At 71.5% G+C, this 20,574-nt stretch carries 18 protein-coding genes; 7 read left to right on the forward strand and 11 right to left on the reverse strand.

Annotation, left to right across the window (positions count from 1 at the left end):
- Positions 1-22 precede the first annotated feature (22 nt).
- Complete coding sequence (locus ACIQMR_RS29050) at positions 23-319, forward strand: hypothetical protein (RefSeq protein ID WP_401393366.1); 297 nt, start codon at positions 23-25, stop codon at positions 317-319.
- Between the two features lie 379 nt (positions 320-698).
- Here the strand turns inward: ACIQMR_RS29050 and fahA are convergent, their stop codons facing one another.
- Positions 699-1,940, reverse strand: coding sequence for a fumarylacetoacetase (fahA, locus tag ACIQMR_RS29055; RefSeq protein ID WP_401393369.1), 1,242 nt, complete (start codon positions 1,938-1,940; stop codon positions 699-701).
- A gap of 151 nt (positions 1,941-2,091) precedes the next feature.
- Positions 2,092-4,119, reverse strand: coding sequence for a CocE/NonD family hydrolase (locus ACIQMR_RS29060; protein ID WP_401393372.1), 2,028 nt, complete (start codon positions 4,117-4,119; stop codon positions 2,092-2,094).
- Positions 4,120-4,401: 282 nt separating this feature from the next.
- Here ACIQMR_RS29060 and ACIQMR_RS29065 point away from each other — a divergent pair, with 282 nt between their 5' ends.
- From ACIQMR_RS29065 to ACIQMR_RS29080, 4 genes are all read left to right on the forward strand, one after another.
- On the forward strand, positions 4,402-5,412 hold the full coding sequence (locus ACIQMR_RS29065) for a polyprenyl synthetase family protein (protein ID WP_401393375.1): 1,011 nt from the start codon (positions 4,402-4,404) through the stop codon (positions 5,410-5,412).
- Positions 5,413-5,824: 412 nt separating this feature from the next.
- A complete protein-coding gene (locus ACIQMR_RS29070) occupies positions 5,825-7,102 on the forward strand; it encodes an outer membrane lipoprotein carrier protein LolA (RefSeq protein ID WP_401393377.1) in 1,278 nt (425 codons plus the stop codon).
- Positions 7,103-7,215: 113 nt separating this feature from the next.
- Positions 7,216-8,160, forward strand: coding sequence for an ATP-binding cassette domain-containing protein (locus tag ACIQMR_RS29075; protein WP_401393379.1), 945 nt, complete (start codon positions 7,216-7,218; stop codon positions 8,158-8,160).
- Positions 8,147-9,160 carry an ABC transporter permease gene (locus tag ACIQMR_RS29080; RefSeq protein ID WP_401393382.1) on the forward strand — a complete coding sequence of 338 codons (1,014 nt, stop codon included), beginning with the start codon at positions 8,147-8,149 and terminating at the stop codon, positions 9,158-9,160. The genes ACIQMR_RS29075 and ACIQMR_RS29080 overlap by 14 nt, the downstream gene beginning before the upstream one ends.
- Positions 9,161-9,184: 24 nt before the next feature.
- Here ACIQMR_RS29080 and ACIQMR_RS29085 read toward each other — a convergent pair whose 3' ends face one another.
- Complete coding sequence (locus ACIQMR_RS29085; RefSeq protein WP_401393385.1) at positions 9,185-9,733, reverse strand: flavodoxin family protein; 549 nt, start codon at positions 9,731-9,733, stop codon at positions 9,185-9,187.
- 112 nt (positions 9,734-9,845) lie between these two features.
- Complete coding sequence (locus tag ACIQMR_RS29090; protein WP_401393388.1) at positions 9,846-11,174, reverse strand: M28 family metallopeptidase; 1,329 nt, start codon at positions 11,172-11,174, stop codon at positions 9,846-9,848.
- A gap of 320 nt (positions 11,175-11,494) precedes the next feature.
- Here ACIQMR_RS29090 and ACIQMR_RS29095 point away from each other — a divergent pair, with 320 nt between their 5' ends.
- Entirely contained in the window at positions 11,495-11,755 is a 261-nt protein-coding gene (locus ACIQMR_RS29095) for a hypothetical protein (RefSeq protein WP_401393391.1), read from the forward strand.
- A 3-nt stretch (positions 11,756-11,758) separates the two neighbouring features.
- On the opposite strand, the gene ACIQMR_RS29100 is transcribed toward ACIQMR_RS29095, so the two are convergent.
- The 3 genes from ACIQMR_RS29100 to ACIQMR_RS29110 form a co-directional block, all read right to left on the reverse strand.
- Positions 11,759-12,208, reverse strand: a complete 450-nt coding sequence (locus ACIQMR_RS29100; RefSeq protein WP_401393394.1) for a VOC family protein — start codon at positions 12,206-12,208, stop codon at positions 11,759-11,761.
- 163 nt (positions 12,209-12,371) lie between these two features.
- Positions 12,372-13,448 (reverse strand): EamA family transporter RarD, encoded by a 1,077-nt coding sequence (gene rarD, locus ACIQMR_RS29105; RefSeq protein WP_401393397.1) that lies wholly within the window; start codon positions 13,446-13,448, stop codon positions 12,372-12,374.
- 119 nt (positions 13,449-13,567) lie between these two features.
- The gene (locus tag ACIQMR_RS29110; protein ID WP_401393400.1) at positions 13,568-14,434 is read right to left on the reverse strand and encodes an SDR family oxidoreductase; all 867 of its coding nucleotides are present in this window, start codon (positions 14,432-14,434) and stop codon (positions 13,568-13,570) included.
- Positions 14,435-14,581: 147 nt separating this feature from the next.
- Between ACIQMR_RS29110 and ACIQMR_RS29115 the strand changes: the two genes are divergently transcribed.
- Positions 14,582-14,950: a winged helix-turn-helix transcriptional regulator gene (locus ACIQMR_RS29115; RefSeq protein ID WP_401393403.1), complete on the forward strand. Its 369-nt coding sequence runs from the start codon at positions 14,582-14,584 to the stop codon at positions 14,948-14,950.
- 41 nt (positions 14,951-14,991) lie between these two features.
- Here the strand turns inward: ACIQMR_RS29115 and ACIQMR_RS29120 are convergent, their stop codons facing one another.
- The 4 genes from ACIQMR_RS29120 to ACIQMR_RS29135 form a co-directional block, all read right to left on the reverse strand.
- Complete coding sequence (locus ACIQMR_RS29120; protein WP_401393405.1) at positions 14,992-16,053, reverse strand: 2-oxoacid:ferredoxin oxidoreductase subunit beta; 1,062 nt, start codon at positions 16,051-16,053, stop codon at positions 14,992-14,994.
- Positions 16,046-17,989, reverse strand: a complete 1,944-nt coding sequence (locus tag ACIQMR_RS29125; protein ID WP_401393408.1) for a 2-oxoacid:acceptor oxidoreductase subunit alpha — start codon at positions 17,987-17,989, stop codon at positions 16,046-16,048. Before ACIQMR_RS29125 ends, ACIQMR_RS29120 begins: the two co-directional genes overlap by 8 nt.
- A 329-nt stretch (positions 17,990-18,318) precedes the next feature.
- Complete coding sequence (locus ACIQMR_RS29130) at positions 18,319-18,990, reverse strand: LuxR C-terminal-related transcriptional regulator (RefSeq protein ID WP_401393410.1); 672 nt, start codon at positions 18,988-18,990, stop codon at positions 18,319-18,321.
- Between the two features lie 135 nt (positions 18,991-19,125).
- Entirely contained in the window at positions 19,126-20,442 is a 1,317-nt protein-coding gene (locus ACIQMR_RS29135; RefSeq protein WP_401393413.1) for a sensor histidine kinase, read from the reverse strand.
- Between the last annotated feature and the right edge of the window lie 132 nt (positions 20,443-20,574).

Here is a 20,574-nt window from a genome sequence, read left to right on the forward strand (position 1 = left end):
TCATGTACGTGGGGGGGACACCATGGGGGCATCAGCGGCGCAGGCCGAGCAGCGACGGGCCGCGAGCAGCGCCGACACCTGGCCGACGGTGCTGCTCCTCCCGGCCCTCCTGCTGCTGAGGTACGTCGGCGAGCACGGCTGGGCCTACTGGACCGGGGCGGTCATCGGCCTGTTCGGACTGACCGGAGCGGCCTTCGAGATCACCGCCGCGGCCAAGCACCTGGCGAAGCGGCGCAAGCCGTGGGTCGCGGTCTGGGTCCTCCTCGTGCTGGTGGCCGCGTCGGTGCACCTGGTGCTCAGACTGGCCGAGCGCTGGTGACGCCGCGGGCCGCGTAGGCCCGTACGCCGGCCCCGGGATCGTCCGCGGCCGTGCCGACGAGCGCGGCACGGGCCTCGACTCCGTCGTGACGCGGCAGTGCGAGGACGGCCGCATGCGGACATCGGCGTCCGTGTCGCCGAGCGCGTGCAGCGCTCCGCAAGGCTCGTCGGCGGGCATGCGTCGGACCATGCCGACGCGTGCCCGCCGTTCGTGCTGCGGCAGAGTCGCGCCACTCCCGTGCTCCGGGAGGGCGGCTCTGAACCGCGTTACGCGGTCGTGCCGGGAGGATCTGCCACCGGTCGCCGCACGCTCACGGCGGTCCTGGCTCCGGCCGGCCCGCGGCCCTCACAGGCCCTTCGTCCGATCCGTCCTGCCGCACTCACTCGTCGCCGAAGGGGACGGCGGGAACGACACGGCCCGTGACCTCGCCGAGTCCGACCTTCACACCGTCCGGGCCGGGGGCCCACGCGGTGATGGTGACCTCGTCGTCGTCCTCCAGGAAGGTCCGCTTCCCGTACGGCAGTTCCAGCGGATCGCGGCCGTTCCAGGTGAGTTCGAGGAGCGAGCCGCGCTGGTGGACCTCGGGGCCGCTGACCGTGCCGGAGCCGTACAGGTCTCCGGTGCGCAGGGAAGCGCCGTTGACGGTCATGTGCGTGAGCTGCTGGGCGGCCGTCCAGTACATGGTGGCGAACGGCGGCTCGGACACGGTCTGTCCGTTGATCGCGACGGAGATGCGGAGGTCGAAGCCGCCGGGTTCCTCGTCGGCGGAGTCGTCCAGGTAGGAGAGCGGATCGACGTCCCGGGCGGGCGGGGAGACGCGTGCGGCGTCCAGGGCCTCCAGCGGGGTGACCCACGCGGAGACCGAGGTGGCGAACGACTTGCCGAGGAACGGGCCGAGCGGCACGTACTCCCAGGCCTGGATGTCGCGCGCGGACCAGTCGTTGAGCAGCTGCAGCCCGAAGACGTGGTCGCGGAAGCCGTTCAGCGGGACGGGCCGGCCCAGTGCGGAGGGCGTGCCGACGACGAATCCGACCTCCGCCTCGATGTCGAGCTTGACGGAGGGGCCGAAGACGGGCGCCGGGTCGGCGGGGGCCTTCCGCTGCCCGGAGGGGCGGATGACGTCGGTGCCGGAGACGACGACCGTTCCGGAACGGCCGTGGTAACCGATCGGCAGGTGCTTCCAGTTGGGCGTGAGCGGCTCGCCGTCGGGACGGAAGATGTGCCCGACGTTGGTGGCGTGGTGCTCGCTGGAGTAGAAGTCGACGTAGTCGGCGACCTCGTACGGAAGGTGCAGGGTGACCGCGCCCAGCGGGTGCAGCAGCGGCTCGATGTCCTGACGGTGGGCCGGCACCGTCACCCACGCGGTGAGCGCGCGGCGCACGTCCCGCCAGGCCGTGCGCCCGGCCGCGAGCAGCGGGCCCAGATCCGGCTGCGCGAGCAGCGCGGCGTACGGGGAGCCGAGGGTGTGCGCCGCGGCCCCCGCGTCGAGCACGTGGTCACCGATGCGGACGCCGAGCCGCCGCCGGTCCGGCTCGTCCGCCGTGGTGAACACGCCGTACGGAAGGTTGTGCGGGCCGAAGGGATCGCCCTCGGCCAGATCGAGCGGGCTCTGCTCGGGCATCGGTGCTTGCCTCGCTTTCCACGTGTGTGGGGGACACGTTACGTGGGGCCGGGGCACCGGCACAGCGGCGCCCGACCGGGGTCGCGGGCGGAGCCCGGATTCCCTCCGGCCGGGCCCCCGTTCGCGTCAACAACGCTCGTGATCAATACACCTAGCCCGCCGTCCTCGGGATCCGCTTCTCCCAGGTGCGGTGGAAGACGACTTCCTGTCCGTGCCGGCACACCACCTCGTCCGAGGTGAGGAAGTGGCCCGTGTCGCAGGCGATTTCGGACCGGGTCTCGATCGTCACGTCCCAGGCGAGGTCGGGGCGGTGGTGCCGGATGCGCCAGTCGGAGCGGGTGCGGGCGGACAGCGGGTCGTTCTCCCGGATCGTGTACGTCTCCACCGACTGCTCGGTGTGCTCGAGACCGTCCGGGTGGACACGGGTGCCGCCGTTCTCCGGGACGACCTCCAGGCGCCATTCGCCCTCGGCGACGTCCCGGACGATCAGCCGTCCGGGACGGGGTGGGTCGAGCGTGACAGGAATGACGACGCCGAGCGGCTCGGCGTGCTCGGGGGCCTCGAAGGCGACGGCCGCGTCGGCTTCCGTGGTGCCGGACCCGGTGACGGCGTGGACGGGGAGTTCGAGGACGGAGCCCGCAGGGTCGAGGGTGAAGCCCGCGGAGTCCGCCCGGGGCCAGATCCAGGGCCAGTACGCGGAGGAGACGGCGAGCCGGATGCGGTGGCCGGGCGCGAAGGTGTGGCCGGTGCCGGCCAGCTCGAAGGTGACGTCCACGGCCGAGCCGGCCGGCCAGGCGTCGGCGTGGTCGCGACCGGCCCGGGCCGAGAGATCGAGGACGCCATGGGTGAGGAGCGTCGACGAGCCGTCGGGGGCCACGTCGCACAGCCGTGCCACGGCCTGCCCGAAGGGGACGTCCATGCGCAGCCGGAGGGTCACCCGTGGCCGTCCGAGGACCTCCAGTGGTTCCGTCACCGTGAACTCGAAGCTCGCCGACTTCGCGTCCTCGTCGCGCTGGTCGGGCGGCAGATCGGCGTCACTGCCGCGGGGGGTGAAGCGGCCGGCGTCGAGTCCGGTGTGCTGCGGGGAGTCGACGATCTGCGGCGGCCCCTGGAAGGGATAGGCCACATGGGTGACGCGCGGCGAGGGCCATGCGGTCTCGCCCGCCCAGCGGCCGGGCAGCTCCTCGTAGACCGTCGCGGGGGGATGCGGCCCGGTGATCCAGGAGCGCAGCAGCGGCCCGGCCATCACGCCCGGGTCCGTGTCCGTGTCCCTGAGCCAGTGGTCCCACCAGCGCAGCGTCTCCTGGAGGAAACCGATCGCGGGGGCCGGCGGTCGCTCCTCGTCCGGGTATCCCCGCGGCCAGGGGCCGATGATCCCGCGTACGCGCGCCGGGTCGAGGTGCTCGACGAGCCGCAGGACGGTGTCCCGGCTCGGGTCGTGCCAACCGCCCACCGCGAGGACGGCGGCCCGGACGGCGCCGTAGTCCTCGCGGACGCTGCCACCCTTCCAGTAGTCGTCGCGGGTCTGGTGGGCCAGCCAGGTGTGGACGAGGGGTTCCATCGCCTCCAGCCGTTCCAGCCACATCCTGCGCCACTCGTCGCCCGCGAACAGCGGATCGGGCGGCCGGGCGGTGCGGGCGAGCATGGCCGCGGCCGAGGAGTGCGTCGCGCAGGCCGCGACCGAGCCGCCCAGGTAGTGGCCGTCGTCGTCGTACGGGTCGTCGGTGGAGCAGACCGTGACGACGGCCTTGAGCGGCTCGGGCGCGAGTGCAGCGATCCGGAGCGCGGCGGTCCCGCCCGAGCCGACCCCGAACATGCCGACCCGTCCGGTGCACCACGTCTGTCCGGCGAGCCATTCGACGACGGTGGCCGCGTCGGCGGTGCCGATGGCCGGGCAGGCGTCGGCCGGCAGGCCTCCGCTGTTCCCGTGGCCGCGCGCGTCGACCCGTACGGAGACGTAGCCGTGGCCCGCGTACCAGGGGTGACGCTGGGAGTCGCGGGGTGCGGTCCCGTCGCTCAGCCGGTGGGGGAGGTATTCGAGCAGCGCCGGCACGGGCTCGTCGGTGACCGGCCGCCACACGCGGGCGTGGAGCAGGGTGGTGCCTCCCGCGCCGTCGGGCACCGGGATGCGCAGGTCCTGGTGGCGGGTCTCGTACGGGTACGCGGTACGGATCTTCATGGCGGGACCTCAGCGGGCCCGGACGGCGCGTACGCCGGGTACGCCCGGCCGGCCGAACGACGCACGATCGACTTCGCCGGACGGCCGTTCGCCGTTCCCTTCGTGTTCGATCGTGGTTCCGGACAAAACTCTCACTCCCGGTCGTATGAGCTGATCAAGAACATACCGGGGGTGGCGGGAAGGCGCCCATGGTGATCGAACGGCGACCGGATACGCTGACTTGAGTGAAGGCAGCGACACATCGACAATCCGTGTGATCGTCAGCAGACAGGAGTACCTCTCGTGACCGTCGTCGGGCCGTTCGGGCTGAGCGTGCGGGACCAGGCTCTTGAGGCCGATGTCCAGACCGGGTTGGCGGCTGTCGAGGCGGGGCTGCTCGATGCCACCAAGAGCGAGGTGCCCTTCATCACGGAAGCGGCGCAGCACCTCGTCCGCGCGGGCGGGAAGCGCTTCCGGCCGCTGCTGGTGATGCTGGCGGCACAGTTCGGTGACCCGTACGCGCCGGGCGTCGTGCCCTCGGCCGTCGTCGTCGAGCTGACGCACCTGGCGACGCTGTACCACGACGACGTGATGGACGAGGCCGAGGTGCGCCGCGGGGTGGCCAGCGCCAACGCCCGCTGGGGAAACTCGCTGGCCGTCCTGACCGGTGACTTCCTGTTCGCCCGTGCCTCGCACGTCCTGGCCGATCTGGGTCCCGAGGCCGTCCGCATCCAGGCCGAGGCCTTCGAGCGGCTGGTCACCGGCCAGATCCTGGAGACCGCGGGCCCGCGCGACGGGCGCGACCCCGTCGACCACTACCTCGACGTGCTCGCGGGCAAGACCGGCTCGCTGGTCGCCGTCTCGTGCCGTTTCGGCGCGATGATGTCCGGCGCGGACGAGCACCTCACGGACGTTCTCACCCAGTACGGGGAGCGGCTCGGGGTCGCCTTCCAGCTCGCCGACGACGTCCTCGACATCGCTTCCGACTCGCACGAGTCCGGCAAGACCCCCGGCACCGATCTGCGCGAGGGCATCCCCACCCTGCCGGTGCTCCGGCTGCGCGAGCAGGCCGCCGTGCACGGCCGGCCGGAGGACCTGGAGCTGGTCGAGCTCCTCGCGGGTGATCTGACGGACGACACCCGGCACGCGGAGGCGCTGGCCAGGCTGCGGGTCCACCCCGCGCTGGAGCAGGCCAGGCGGGACACCGTGCGGTACGCGGAGGAGGCACGGGCCATGCTGGCGCCGCTGCCCGAGTGCTGGGCGAAGGCCGCGCTGGTGGAGCTGTGCGACGCGGTGGTCCACCGCGCCGCCTGAGGCGACCCGCGCGGCTCACGGTGTCGCGCCCGCTGCCCGCTGCCTGGTACCTGGTACCTCCGACGGCTGATCGTGCGACGGCTGCCGTTAGCGCGTGACGCCTACCGGTACAGCGTGACGCCTACCGGTGCCGCGTGACCTCCTTCGCACGACCCGCACCTTCACCCGCGACCCCGATCGTGCGACTTCCGCCGTCGTGACCCCTAATGGACGGGGGACGGGACAGGCCCTCGGGTCATACCGGAGCAGTACGCGGAGTTGATCCCGGGGGCTGACGCTTCGTACCGGCCGATTTGGTCAGATGGAGACAACCACTCCTCACCAACCTGACCGATACGGGTGAGAATGGCGGCGCGGGGTGGACTCGTGCACTGGACGGACGACGCCGCCGATCACGGAGGTAGGGCACACCATGGCACCGAACGACAACGCACGGACCACCGAGGAGGCCGGGGAGCGCTCCGCCGTCCGCCGCAAGGCGGCGCGGTACGCGGTCCCCGTCGCGGTGGCGGGGGTTGCCGCGGCGACCATCGGGCTCGTCCCGGCGCTCGCCGCGTCCGGCGACCCCGATCTGCCGGAGGTCACCGCACAGCAACTCATCGAGAAGATGGCCGCGTCGGACGTCGAGCAGCTGTCCGGTACGGTCAAGATCAGCACCGACCTGGGCCTTCCGTCGCTGGGCGGGCTCGCGGGGGACGCCGCGAGCAGCTTCGCGCCGAAGGGCGAGGACGGCGGCGAAGGCGGCTCCGCCGCGTCGCCCGACGCCAAGCTGATGGAACTGGCGTCCGGCACGCACACGCTGCGGGTGGCGGCCGACGGTCCGGACCGGCAGAAGCTGTCGATCCTGAACGACGCCGCTGAGTACAGCGTCATCCACAACGGGAACGACGTCTGGGCGTACGACAGCAAGTCCAACGAGGTCTTCCACGGAAAGGACGCGGACAAGCCCGCGGGCAAGGGCGCCGACGAGGAGCACGCGGCCCCGGGCGAGCTGCCGAGCACCCCGAAGGACTTCGCCGAAGAGGCGCTGAAGGCCGTGGACGACACGACCTCGGTGACCGTCGACGGCACGGCCCGGATCGCCGGCCGCGACGCCTACCAGCTGCTCATCAAGCCCAAGCAGAGCGGCTCGACCATCGGCTCCGTACGCATCGCGGTGGACGCCGAGAAGGGCGTGCCGCTGAAGTTCACGCTGCTGCCGAGCAGCGGGGGCAAGGCCGTGGTCGACGCGGGCTTCACCAAGGTCGACTTCTCGAAGCCCGACGCCTCGGCGTTCGACTTCACCCCGCCGAAGGGCGCGAAGGTCACCGAGGCGGACGAGCTGGAGGGACGGGAGAAGGGCGCCACCGGGCACCCCGAGGGGCTGAAGGGCTTCAAGGGCCTCGAAGGCCTGGGCCTGGAGGGCGTGGACGGCTCCCAGGGGGTGAACGTCATCGGTGAGGGCTGGACCGCCATCGCCGAACTCACCGTCCCGGGCGGCGAGGGCCTCACCGCTCCGAAGTCCGGTGACACCCCGCCGGAGGCCCAGAAGTTCCTGGACGCGCTCGGTGACCAGGTCAAGGGCGACTTCGGCACCGGTACGGTCTTCAAGACCCGTCTGGTCAACGCCCTCATGACGGACGACGGCAAGGTCTACGTGGGTGCCGTCACCAAGGACGCGCTGGTCAAGGCGGCCAACGCGGCGAAGTAGCGGCGAAGTGACCGGGTGGCCGGGCGATCCGGCCGCCGGGTCGGTTTCGGGTTCGAGCCGGGTGCGGGGTGGCCTACGGGGCACCCCGCACCCGGGCGTACGAAGGGGGACGGATGACCGACGCCGCCGCCGTCATCGAGACGCGCGGGCTCACCAAGCGGTACCGGGGCGGGCATCCGGCCGTCGACCGGCTCGATCTCCGGGTGCCCGCCGGGAGCGTCTTCGGGTTCCTCGGGCCGAACGGATCCGGGAAGACCACCACGATCCGTCTGCTGCTGGGGCTCCTCGCGCCCACCTCCGGCACCGCCACCGTCCTCGGCGCCCCCATGCCCCGCGCCTCCCGCGCCGTCCTGCCCAGGGTGGGAGCGCTGATCGAGGGGCCCGCGCTGTACGGGTACCTGAGCGGCCGGGACAATCTCGTGCGGTACGACTCGGCGGATCCTTCCGCCGACCCCCGCACCCGCCGCGCCCGGGTCGCCGGCGCGCTCGACCGGGTGGGGCTCGGCGCGGCCGCGGCGCGCAAGGCGAAGACGTACTCGCTCGGCATGAAGCAGCGGCTCGGGCTCGCGGCCGCGCTGCTCCAGCCGCGGAGCCTGCTCGTGCTGGACGAGCCGACGAACGGGCTCGATCCGCAGGGCATGCGGGAGATCCGCACGCTGATCAGGGAACTCGCGGCGGACGGCACGACCGTCTTCCTCTCGTCCCATCTCCTCGACGAGATCGAGCAGGTGTGCACCCACGCCGCGGTGATGAACCGGGGCGCCCTGATCGCGCAGGGCACCGTCGGCGAGCTCGCGGCGCGGACCCGGGGCCGCCTCTGCGTCACCGGACCCGACCCCGCCGACGCCGCCAGGGTGCTGAAGGAGCACGGAATCACCGACCTCGCCGTGACCGAGGACCGGGTGACGGGCGAGGTGCCCGCCGATGCCGAACTGGCGGACATCAACGCTGCCCTGGTGCGTGCGGGTGTCCGGGTCCGGGCCTTCGGCCAGGAACGGGCTTCCCTGGAGGACGCGTTCGTTGCGCTGACGGGGGAGGGTTTCGATGTCGCGGGCTGATGCGCGCACGGATCCCGGCGCCGGGGCGAAGGAGACCGCGGCGACGGAGGCCGGGGCGAAGGAGACCGCGGCGAAGGAGGCCGGGGCGACGGAAGCGGGTCCGGCAGCCACGGATTCCGGTGCCGGGACGACGGGGATCGGCACGTCCGCCGCCGGCACACCCCGACTCCTCTGGTCCCTCGGGCTCTTCCGCTCCGAGCTGGTCACGACCTTCCGCCGCTGGCGCACCCTCGCGCTGCTCGGCGTGCTCGCCGCCGTACCCGTACTCATCGGCGTCGCCATCAGGATCGAGACTCGCGACGGCGGTTCGGCGGGCGGCGGCGGTCAGGGTCCCGCCTTCTTCACCCAGATCACCGGCAACGGCCTGTTCCTCGTCTTCGCCGCGCTCGCCGCGACCCTGCCGGTGTTCCTGCCCATGGCGGTCGGCGTGGTCGCGGGGGACGCGGTCGCCGGCGAGACGAACAGCGGAACGCTGCGCTATCTGCTCGTCGCCCCGGCCGGCCGGACCCGTCTGCTGCTCGCCAAGTACGCCGCCACACTGGCCTTCTGCCTGACGGCGACACTCGCCGTGGCCGCCTCGGCCCTGGCCGCCGGGGCTCTGCTCTTTCCGCTCGGCGACGTCACCACCATCTCCGGGACGCGGATCTCCTTCACGGACGGACTGCTTCGCGCGCTGCTGGTCGCGGTGCTGGTGGCCGCGTCGCTGACGGGGATCGCGGCGCTCGGGCTGTTCGTCTCGACGCTCACGGGCAGCGGGGTCGCCGCCATGGCGACGACCGTCGGGCTCGTGATCACGGTGCAGATCCTGGACTCGATCCCGCAGCTCGACGCGGTGCACCCGTATCTGTTCCCGCACCACTGGCTGTCCTTCGCCGACGCGCTGCGGGAACCCGTGTACTGGGACGACGTGTTGCGGAACCTGGGCCTCCAGGGTGCCTACGTGGCGGTGTTCGGCTCGGCGGCGTGGGCGCGGTTCACCTCGAAGGACATCACGGCGTGAACCACGACCCGGCGGAGGCCGGCGTCACGGCGTGAAGAACGTCTTCGCCCGCTGAGCCGCCTCGTCGTCCCCTGCCACGTCGCCCGGTCGTGTGCCATTGCCCAGCAGCACCCCGCCGAACTCCATCCGCATGTACCTCGCGGTGTGCCGCAACGTACCCACCAGCGGGTCCGCGTCACCCGGCGCGCCCGCGAGCGCCGTCACGCCCCACAGCGTGCGTCCCGCCATCCGTGGCCGGAAGTCGAGCCCCGGCGCCCGCATCCAGCCCGACCAGTGGTCCAGATACCGCTTGGTCGTGGTGGAGAGGGAGTACCAGTACAGCGGGGAGGCGAGGACGAGGTCGGTCGCCTCCAGCGTCGCGTCCAGCAGTGTGGCCGCGTGCCCGGCCGGTGCGGGGTAGCGGCCGTCGCCCTCGTGGCGCAGGTCCTCGAAGTCGGGGAGCGGGAGGCCGTCGAGGCGCAGCCAGCGCTGCCCGGCCCCGGCCGGGAGCTGCTCGGCGGCGAGCCGCGCCAGCGCCTCGGTGTTGCCGCCGGTGCGGCTGCTGCCGAGCAGAAAGAGAAACGACCTGGTCATGAAGGCTCCACCCTCCCGGGGTGACCGCAGCCACCCGCAGAACACAACTGCATGCGCATGCAGTATATGCATGCGCATGCAGTCTGTGGGGGGTGGCGCGTTGGGGGAGGGCTCAGAAGGTGAGCCTCCAGCTGTCGATGTAGCCGGTGTCCTGTGACGCGACGTCCTGCACCCGGAGTTTCCAGGTGCCGTTCGCGGTCTCGCTCGACGCGTTCACGGTGTACGTGGCGATGACGTTGTCCGCCGAGTCGTTGCCGCTGGAGTTCTTCAGACGGTACGACGTACCGTCGGGCGCCAGCAGATCGACGACCAGGTCACCGCGCCAGGTGTGCTTGATGTCCACGCCCACCCTGAGCGTCGTCGGTGCGTTCCCCGAACGGCCGGACACGGTGACGGACGAGGTCACCGCGGCTCCGTTGTCGGGGACGGCGACGTCCGCGGTGGCCTCGTACACGTCGCCCGGGACGGTCGTCCCGGCGGACAGGGTCCAGATGGCGTGGGCGATGGCGTCGCTGTTGCGGTCGATCGCGGTGTCGTTGATGTTCGCCGTGGTGTCGCAGGACGAGTGGTAGCAGCGGTCGAAGGCCTGCCCGGCCGTGCCGCCCCACTTCTGGGCCTGCGCGCTCGACTTCGTACGGCTCGCGCCGGTGAACAGCCCGCCCACCGGTATCCCGACGTTCTTGAACGACGCGTGGTCCGAGCGGCCGTCGCCCTCGGTCTCGATCTCGGTGGCCACACCGAGCCCGGCGTAGAAGTCCTTGAAGGTCTGCTCGATCGTCGGGTCGTCGTCGTAGACGAAGTAGCCGGGGTTCGGTGAGCCGATCATGTCGAAGTTGAGATAGCCGGAGATCTTCGAACGGTCGGCCGCTGGGAGGTTGTTGACGTAGTACTTCGAGCCGACCAGGCCCAGCTCCTCCGCGCCCCACCAGGCGAAGCGCAGATGCTTCGCCGGCTGCAGCTGTGCCCGGGAGACGGCGAGCGCGGTCTCCAGGACGCCGGCGGAACCCGAGCCGTTGTCGTTGATGCCCGCCCCCGAGCTGACCGAGTCGAGATGGGCACCCGCCATCAGCACCTGGTTGGCGTCGCCGCCCGGCCAGTCGGCGATCAGGTTGTAGCCGGTGGCGCCCGAGGAGGTGAACTGCTGGACGGTGGTGGTGAAACCGGCGGCGTCCAGCTTGGCCTTCACGTAGTCGATCGAGGCCTTGTAGCCGGGGCGGCCGTGTGCGCGGTTGCCGCCGTTGGCGGTCGCGATGGACTGCAGCTCGGAGAGGTGCGCCTTGACGTTGGCGAGAGGTATGTCGGGCGCGGCGAGCGCCGCCGGGGAAGTGGCGGCGCTCGGTGCGGCAGTCGCCGCCGTGGCGGCCGGTACGGCAGCTGTGAGCAGCCCGGCGAGAGCGAGCACCGCGGCTGCGGCGGTGCGTCTGTGCGCGGAGTGGGTCATGTGGGGGCTCCGGATTCCGTACGGGGACAGGACGGAACGTGCGAGACCTCCTGCGACGACGGTGTCCCAGGAGGCTGGAGCTGTGCGTGGTGCGAGTGCGTGTATGCGGTACGAGCGCGTGTGCGGTGCGGCTGTGTGCTGAATGGTCAGCGAGATGCTGACTGACCGTCAAGGGCGGAAACCGGTCAGTTGGGTTCGATAAGCGGACGTCAGTGCTCGGCAGGGAAACGGAATGGTCAATACCGCGCGGCGGTCCGCGTACGCGTCTTCTCCCCGCACCCGGCGGCGGGCAGGCTGCCCCCATGCATGCGTGCGGGTGTATGGACCTCCGTGAGGTCGCGTGGCGGCTGGCGGGGCAGGGAGTGCTCGGGGTGCTGCTGCTGGCGGCCGCGGCGGTCGTTCTGATGGGCCTCACCGCGGGAGCGATGGCACTTGTGCTGCGTGCCGTCCGCCGCCGGCAGGGCGCCGGCGAGCCCGCCGGGCAGGCGGCGTCGCTCGCGGACTTCCACTGGGAGGAGGAGCCGGAGGAGCGGGGCGAGCCGGAGGAGCGGGGCCGGCGGGACGAGCGGAGCAGGCCGTGACGCCTACTGCACGCAGAACTCGTTGCCCTCCGGATCCTGCATCACGCACCACTCCCCGCCCGGCTCCTTCACCTCGCGCAGCAGCGTCGCCCCCAGCCGCTCCAGCCGGGCCACCTCCTCGTCGCGCTGCCCGGGGCCGGAGTGGAGGTCGAGATGGAGCCGGTTCTTGACCGTCTTCGCCTCGGGCACCCGCTGGAACAGCAGCCGCCGGCCGAGCCCGATGCCGGTCGCCTCCTCGTACGGATCGTCCGGATGCCGGACGGCGGCCAGATCGCGCCAGACGCGGCGGCCGTGCCGGTCGGTGGTCAGGGTCTCCGGTACGGCCCCCGACTCCAGCAGCCGCTCGATCAGGGCGCTGTTGTCCTCCGCGGTGTAGCCGAGGGCCTCGGCCCAGAAGTCGACCTGGGCGAGCGGGTCGGTCGCGTCGATCACGAGCTTCCAGTGCAGCGTCATGCCCACCAGTCATAGTGGCTCCGTCAACGGCGCGGCAACGGGCGCGCCGGGACGGGCACTTCACCCGGGACGACCGGAAGGCGCCCCGCCCGCACACGGCCGCCGAAGCGTCCGCGCCGGGGCGACGGGTCAGACCGCGAGCGTCCGCGGCCGGGGCGACGCGTCAGGCCGCGGGCTCCGGACGCTTCGCCGGGTCCGCAACGGTGGCGGCCACAGGGTCCGGAACGGTGGCGGCCACGGGGTCCGGGATCGTGGCGGTCGCCGCGCCCGGAAGAACGGCACCGGCCGCGGCGTCCGCAACGGTGGCCGTGGACGCCGCCCGGGGGGCCTGGGCGAGACGCGCCGCCTCCGCCTTGTTGCGGCGGGCCGTACGCAGGGCGTCCCAGGTCAGCATGCTCAGCGCCAGCCACACCAGGGAGAAGCCGGCCCACCGCTCCGCGGGCATGGCCTCGTGGAAGTACACGATGCCCAGCAGGAACTGGAACACCGGCGCCAGATACTGCAGCAGTCCCAGCGTCGACAGCGGCACCCGGATCGCCGCCGCGCCGAAGCACACCAGCGGCACCGCGGTGACGATGCCGGTCGCCGCGAGCAGGGCGGCGTGCCCGGTGCCGTGCGCGCCGAAGTCGGCCGAGCCCTGCGAGCCCAGCCACAGCAGATAGGCGAGGGCCGGCAGGAACTGCACCGCCGTCTCGGCCGCCAGCGATTCGAGGCCGCCGATGTTGATCTTCTTCTTGAACAGCCCGTAGACGGCGAACGAGAAGGCCAGGACCAGCGAGATCCACGGCGGCCGCCCGTACCCGACCGCGAGCACCACCACGGCCGCGAAGCCGATACCGACGGCGGTCCACTGCGCCGGCCGCAGCCGCTCCTTGAGCAGCAGCACCCCCATCGCGATGGTGACCAGCGGATTGATGAAGTAGCCGAGTGACGCCTCCACCACCTGGCCCGCGTTGACGGCCCAGATGTAGACCCCCCAGTTCACGGTGATCACCGCGGCGGCGACGGTGATCAGGCCGAGCTTGCGCGGCTCGCGCAGCAGTTCCCGTATCCAGCCCCAGCGGCGCAGCGCCAGCAGCGCGACAGCGACGACGGCCAGGGACCAGACCATGCGGTGGGCGAGGATCTCGACGGCACCCGCCGGCTTCAGCAGCGGCCAGAAGAGCGGGACCAGACCCCACATGCCGTAGGCGCCGATCCCGTACAACAGGCCGATCCGCTGCTCGTTGTCCGCCTTCACTGGCCCTCCAGCCCGCCCTGTGCCGCGGTGATCCCGTCGGCTGCCCCGTCCTCGTCGAAGGTAGCGCCGAGCGGGCCGCGCTGTCATGTCCGTATCGCCATACGGTCATGACGCGCCGTTCAGTGGTGTGCGAGGGCCTCGGCCACCGTGTCGGCGAGGGGTGTCGTCGGACGTCCGGCGAGCCGGGCCAGATCGCCGCTGCCGCCGGCGAGCCGCCCGCGCCCGATGGCGTGGTCGACGTCGACGAGGATCGCGGCGAAGGCCTCCGGTACACCGGCGCCGGTCAGGATCCGCAGATGCGCCTCGGCGGGGACGTCGGTGTAGGCGATGTCCCTGCCGGACTGCTTCGCGATCTCGGCCGCGTACTCGGCGAGCGACCACGCGGTGTCGCCGCTGAGTTCGTACACCCGGCCGAGGTGGTCGTCGCCGGTCAGCACGGCGGCCGCGGCGGCGGCGTAGTCGGCGCGGGTCGCCGAGGCGATCCGGCCCTCGCCCGTGTTGCCGACGACGGCTCCGTGCTCCAGCACCGTGGCGAGGTGCTCGGTGTAGTTCTCGGTGTACCAGCCGTTGCGCAGGAAGGTGTACGGCAGGCCGGAGTCGAGGATCGCCTGCTCGGTGGCCTTGTGCTCGGCGGCGAGCTCGAAGTCGGCCCCGGGGCCGCCGAGGACGCCCGTGTACGCGAGCTGGGCGACCCCGGCCGCCTGTGCGGCCGAGACGACCGCCGTGTGCTGCGGCACCCGCTGCCCGACCTCGCTGCCGGAGATCAGCAGCACCCGGTCGCCGGAGCGGAACGCGGTCGTGAGCGTCTGCGGCGCCCCATAGTCGGCGACCCGCAGCTCGATGCCGCGCGCCGCGAGGTCCGCGGCCTTCTCCTCGTCGCGCACGACGGCGGCGATGGTGCCGGCGGGGACGCCGGTCGCCAGCAGCCGCTCGATGACGAGGCGGCCGAGTCGTCCGGTGGCTCCGGTGACGACGATGCTGCTCATGGGTGGTCTCTCCGTTTCGTGGGGGCCCGCACGAAGGCCTTCGACGGACCTTTGTGGGGCAGTTCTGTACGGGCTCGTCGAGCTCGTACCGACCCTACGGTGAGCGCTAACCAATCGAAAGTACCCACTTTGAAGTAAGGTACTGATATGAGCGTTAGTGCCAATGTCAACGAGAAGCTGTGCCCGTCCCGCGTCGTCCTGGAGCATGTGACCAGCCGCTGGGGCGTCCTCGTCCTGGCCGCGCTGCTGGAGCGCTCGTACCGCTTCAGCGAGCTGCGCCGCACCGTCGGCGGCGTCAGCGAGAAGATGCTGGCGCAGACCCTGCAGACCCTGGAGCGGGACGGTTTCGTGCACCGTGACGCCAAGCCCGTCATCCCGCCGCGCGTGGACTACTCCCTCACGCCGCTCGGTACGGAGGCCGCCGAGCAGGTGTGGGCACTGGCGCGCTGGACGGAGCGGCGCCTCGGCGACGTGCAGCGGGCGCGGGCGGAGTACGACGAGGCCCGGACCTCCTGAGCGGAGATCCGGGCCTCGTGGTCGCGCCGGGCTGCTGTGCGTCAGCCGACGACGGTCCAGGTGTCGTTGCCGGCGAGGAGCGCGCCCAGGTCACCCTTGCCGTTCTGCTCGATCGCCGCGTCGAGCTGGTCGGCCATCAGGGTGTCGTAGACCGGGCGGTCGATGCTGCGGAACACCCCGATGGGGGTGTGGTGCAGCGTGTCCGGGTCGGCCAGCCTGGACAGCGCGAACGCGGTCGTGGGGCTGGCGCTGTGCGCGTCGTGGACGACGATCCGCGACTCGTTCTCCGCGGTGACCGCGACGACCTTGAGGTCTCCGGTGGCCGGGTCCCGCACCACGCCCTTGGAGTCGTCGCCGCCGAAGCGGATCGGCTGCCCGTGCTCCAGCCGGATCACGGCCTCCTCGGCCTTCTGCTGGTCCTTGAGGGCCTCGAAGGCGCCGTCGTTGAAGATGTTGCAGTTCTGGTAGATCTCCACCAGTGCCGTGCCCGGGTGGTCGGCCGCGGCACGGAGTACCTCGGTGAGGTGCTTGCGGTCGGAGTCGATGGTGCGGGCGACGAAGGTCGCCTCGGCGCCGATCGCCAGTGACACCGGGTTGAAGGGCGCGTCCAGCGAGCCCATCGGCGTCGACTTGGTGATCTTGCCGACTTCGGAGGTCGGGGAGTACTGGCCCTTGGTCAGACCGTAGATCCGGTTGTTGAACAGCAGGATCTTGAGGTTGACGTTGCGGCGCAGGGCGTGGATGAGGTGGTTGCCGCCGATGGACAGCGCGTCGCCGTCACCGGTGACCACCCACACGCTCAGGTCGCGGCGGGAGGAGGCGAGTCCGGTCGCGATCGCGGGGGCGCGGCCGTGGATGGAGTGCATCCCGTACGTGTTCATGTAGTACGGGAAGCGGGAGGAGCAGCCGATGCCGGAGACGAAGACGATGTTCTCCTTCGCCAGACCGAGCTCGGGCATGAAGCCCTGCACGGCGGCGAGGATCGCGTAGTCACCGCAGCCAGGACACCAGCGGACCTCCTGGTCCGACTTGAAGTCCTTCATGGACTGCTTGGCCTCGGCCTTGGGAACCAGGGACAGCAGTGAGGACGCTGTCTCAGTCATCGATGGCCTCCTTGAGAGCCGCAGCGAGCTGCTCGGCCTTGAACGGCATGCCGTTCACCTGGTTGTAGGAGTGCGCGTCGACCAGGTACTTCGCCCGGATCAGGGCGGCGAGCTGGCCGAGGTTCATCTCCGGTACCACTACCTTGCCGTAACGTCCGAGGACCTCGCCCAGATTCCGCGGGAACGGGTTGAGGTGGCGCAGATGAGCCTGGGCGATGGCACCGCCTTCGCGGCGGATGCGCCGGACCGCGGCGGTGATCGGCCCGTACGTCGATCCCCAGCCGAGGACCAGGGTCCTCGCGCCGTCGGGGTCGTCGACCTGCAGGTCCGGCACCTCGATGCCGTCGATCTTGGCCTGGCGGGTGCGGACCATGAGGTCGTGGTTGGCCGGGTCGTACGAGATGTTCCCCGTACCGTCCTGCTTCTCGATGCCGCCGATCCGGTGCTCCAGGCCCGGTGTGCCGGGCACCGCCCAGGGGCGGGTCAGCGTCTGCGGGTCACGCTTGTACGGCCAGAACACCTCGGTGCCGTCGTCGAGCGTGTGGTTGGGCCCGGTGGCGAACTGGGTCCGCAGGTCGGGCAGCTCGTCGATGTCCGGGATCCGCCACGGCTCGGAGCCGTTGGCCAGATAGCCGTCGGAGAGCAGGAACACCGGGGTGCGGTAGGTCAGCGCGATCCGGGCCGCGTCCAGCGCCGCGTCGAAGCAGTCCCCCGGCGTGCGCGGGGCGACGATCGGCACGGGCGCCTCACCGTTGCGGCCGAACATGGCCTGGAGCAGGTCGGCCTGCTCGGTCTTGGTGGGCAGACCGGTCGAGGGCCCGCCGCGCTGGATGTCGATGACCAGCAGCGGCAGCTCCAGGGACACCGCGAGGCCGATGGTCTCCGACTTCAGGGCGACGCCGGGTCCGGAGGTGGTGGTCACGGCCAGCGAGCCGCCGAACGCGGCGCCGAGTGCCGCGCCGATGCCGGCGATCTCGTCCTCGGCCTGGAAGGTGCGCACGCCAAAGTTCTTGTGCTTCGACAGTTCGTGCAGGATGTCCGAGGCCGGGGTGATCGGGTACGACCCCAGGAAGAGCGGCAGGTCCGCCTGCCGGGAGGCGGCGACCAGCCCGTAGGACAGGGCGAGGTTCCCGGAGATGTTGCGGTACGTGCCGGGCGGGAAGGCCGTCCTGGCCGGCTCGACCTCGTAGGAGACGGCGAAGTCCTCGGTGGTCTCGCCGAAGTTCCAGCCGGCCCGGAAGGCGGCCACGTTCGCCTCGGCGATCTGCGGCTTCTTCGCGAACTTGGCTCTGAGGAACTTCTCGGTGCCCTCGGTGGGCCGGTGGTACATCCACGACAGCAGACCCAGCGCGAACATGTTCTTCGAGCGCTCGGCCTCCTTGCGGGAGAGCCCGAACTCCTTCAGCGCCTCGATCGTGAGGGTGGTGAGGGGGACGGGGTGGACGTTGTAGCCGTCCAGCGACCCGTCCTCCAGCGGGGAGGCCTCGTAGCCGACCTTGGCCATCGCGCGCTTGGCGAATTCGTCGGTGTTGACGATGATCTCGCCGCCGCGGGGCACGTCGGCGATGTTGGCCTTCAGCGCGGCCGGGTTCATCGCCACCAGTACGTTCGGAGCGTCGCCGGGGGTGAGGATGTCGTGGTCGGCGAAGTGCACCTGGAAGCTGGACACACCCGGCAGGGTGCCGGCGGGTGCACGGATCTCCGCCGGGAAGTTCGGCAGGGTCGACAGGTCGTTGCCGTACGATGCCGTCTCCGACGTGAATCGGTCACCGGTCAGCTGCATGCCGTCACCGGAGTCACCCGCGAAGCGGATGATCACCCGGTCCAGCTGCCGTACTTCCTTCTCGCCGGGGGGCCGTCGCTGCCCCCCGACCAGGGTCTCGCCGGTCTCGTCTGCCTCGTCTGCGTGTTCTGCTGGGCTGCTGACCTGCGTCACTGAACTGGACCTCCCTCGAGGCGGCTGGACTGCGGCCGGCGCGCCGGTCGCTCCAAGGCCAACCCTACGTCCGTAAGGGTCGCCTTCCCTGGAGCGCTCACATGTCGGACGTGGTCTTGAGATGCCGCTGTGCCCTGGTTTGCCATGTTCCCGTTCGCCCCCGGTCCTTTCGGTGAGACGCTCCCCGTCGGTGGTTCGGTTCTGGCGGTTCCGGCCGTTCTGGTGGTTCTGGCTGTTCTGCGGGTTCTGCGGGTTCTGCGGGTTCTGGTGGTTCTGCCGGTTCTGTGCGGCTGACCCTTCCCTCTTTTACCTGACGGAGTGTCAGGTATCTAGGAGTCGAGATAGGTGAGCACGGCAAGTACACGCCGATGGTCGCCGTCGCTGGGCGACAGCCCGAGCTTCAGGAAGATGTTGCTCACGTGCTTCTCCACCGCGCCGTCGCTCACCACCAGCTGCCTCGCGATCGCCGAGTTCGTCCGGCCCTCCGCCATCAGACCGAGCACCTCCCGCTCGCGCGGCGTCAGCCCGGCCAGCACGTCCTGCTTGCGGCTGCGGCCCAGCAGCTGCGCCACGACCTCCGGGTCGAGCGCCGTGCCGCCGCGGGCGACCCGTACGACGGCGTCGACGAACTCCCGGACCTCGGCGACGCGGTCCTTGAGCAGATAGCCCACACCGCGGGTGTTCCCGGCGAGCAGCTCCGTGGCGTAGCGCTCCTCCACGTACTGCGACAGCACGAGCACCCCGATCCCGGGGTGCTCGCGGCGCAGCCGCACGGCCGCGCGCACGCCCTCGTCGGTGTGCGTCGGCGGCATGCGTACGTCGGCGACGACGACGTCCGGCAGCGAGTCCTGCGCGGCGAGCTCCGCGACCGTCTTGATCAGCGCTTCGGCGTCCCCGACGCCCGCGACCACGTCGTGCCCCCGGTCGGTCAGCAGCCGGGTGAGGCCCTCCCGCAGCAACACGGAATCCTCGGCGATGACCACCCGCACCCTGTCCTCCACGACCCGCGTCCCCCTGCGTTCCCTGTGCTTCCCGCTCCGTCGGACCTTGCGTCGACCAGCATCCCAGCATTGCGCGACGCGCGTGGCCCATTACCGTGTGCAGCCGCTTCACGGGTGTCGGGCGGGATCGGCCGGTCAGGTGCGCCAGGGCAGCTCCGCGGTGACGACGGTGGGGCCGCCGGCCGGTGAGTCGACGACGAGGAGCCCGTCCACCGCGTCGAGCCGCTCCGCGAGCCCGGCCAGCCCGCCGCCCTGCGACGAGTCCGCACCGCCGCGGCCGTCGTCCCGTACCTGGATCAGAAGCCGGTCCTCCGAACGCCACACGTCCACGGACGCCGTCCGTGCCCCGCTGTGCTTGCTGATGTTCTGCAGCAGCTCGGAGACCGTGAAGTACGCGATGCCCTCGATCGCCGGAACCGGCCGCGCCGGCAGGTCCACCTCCACCACGACGGGCACGCTGCAGCGGGAGGCGACGGAGGAGAGCGCGGCGTCCAGGCCGCGGTCGGTGAGGACGGCCGGGTGGATGCCGCGTGCCAGGTCGCGCAGCTCCTGCAACGCCGTCTTCACCTCGCCGTGCGCTTCGTCCACCATCCGCGCCGCCGCCTGCGGATCCTCGGACAGCTTCTCCTTCGCCAGCCCGAGATCCATGGCGAGGGCGACGAGCCGGGCCTGGGCGCCGTCGTGGAGATCGCGTTCGATGCGCCGAAGGTCCGCGGCGGCCGTGTCCACGACCACGCCCCGGTCCGACTCCAGCTCCACGACCCGCCCCTCCAGCCGCGACGGCCCGAGCAGCCCGGCGACGAGCACCCGGTCCACCGCGGCGAACCCACGGATGAACCAGGGCGTGACCAGGACGAACAGCAGACCGATCATGCTGGTCACGGCCAGCTCGAAGGGGGAGTCGAGGTAGAAGTTGTGCGTGCCGTCGCCGTACAGCTGCAGCCCGTCGACGCCCGCGTAGACGGGGAAGACCCACTGCCACAGCGGATACGTCAGCAGGCTCCAGCCGTACGTCCAGAAGGTGAGCGAGACGCAGAAGGCGAACACCGCCCACGGCATGTGCACCAGCGCGTAGAGAAGGTGCCGCCAGGACACCCCGCTCTTGAGCAGTGCGCCGATCCATCCCATCAGCCCGGCCCGCTGCGCCCGGACCGGCGCCGGATCGGCGACGTCCAGTCGCAGCAGCGCCCGCGCCCGGGCCCGCTCGACCGCGCCGAAGCCGCGGCACATGGCGAGCGCTCCGGCGAGGACCGGGATGCCGAGGAAGGTGACCACCAGCCCGGCGCCGGCCGCGGTCAGCGCCAGCGCGAGGGAGAAGAAGACGACGCTCAGCGGGAGGCTCAGCAGGAGGTAGGCGAACTCGCGCCAGGTGCGGCCCTCGAACGGCGCGCGCAGTGCCGAGGGGAGGCGGTGGGCCCGGGGCTGGGGCTGGGCGCGGTATGCCGTGGCCATCGTCGTGTCGTCCGTTCTGCTCGGCGGGTGGTGCACTGCCTCAAGACTCCAGGCCGGGCCCGGCGCACACCATGTGGCCCTTCTCCGTCTTGTCCGTGGGGTTTTCCCTACCGTTCGGCCTGCCCGCTCGCC

This window comes from Streptomyces sp. NPDC091376, from assembly GCF_044757085.1.
Classification (GTDB): Bacteria; Actinomycetota; Actinomycetes; order Streptomycetales; family Streptomycetaceae; genus Streptomyces; species Streptomyces pratisoli.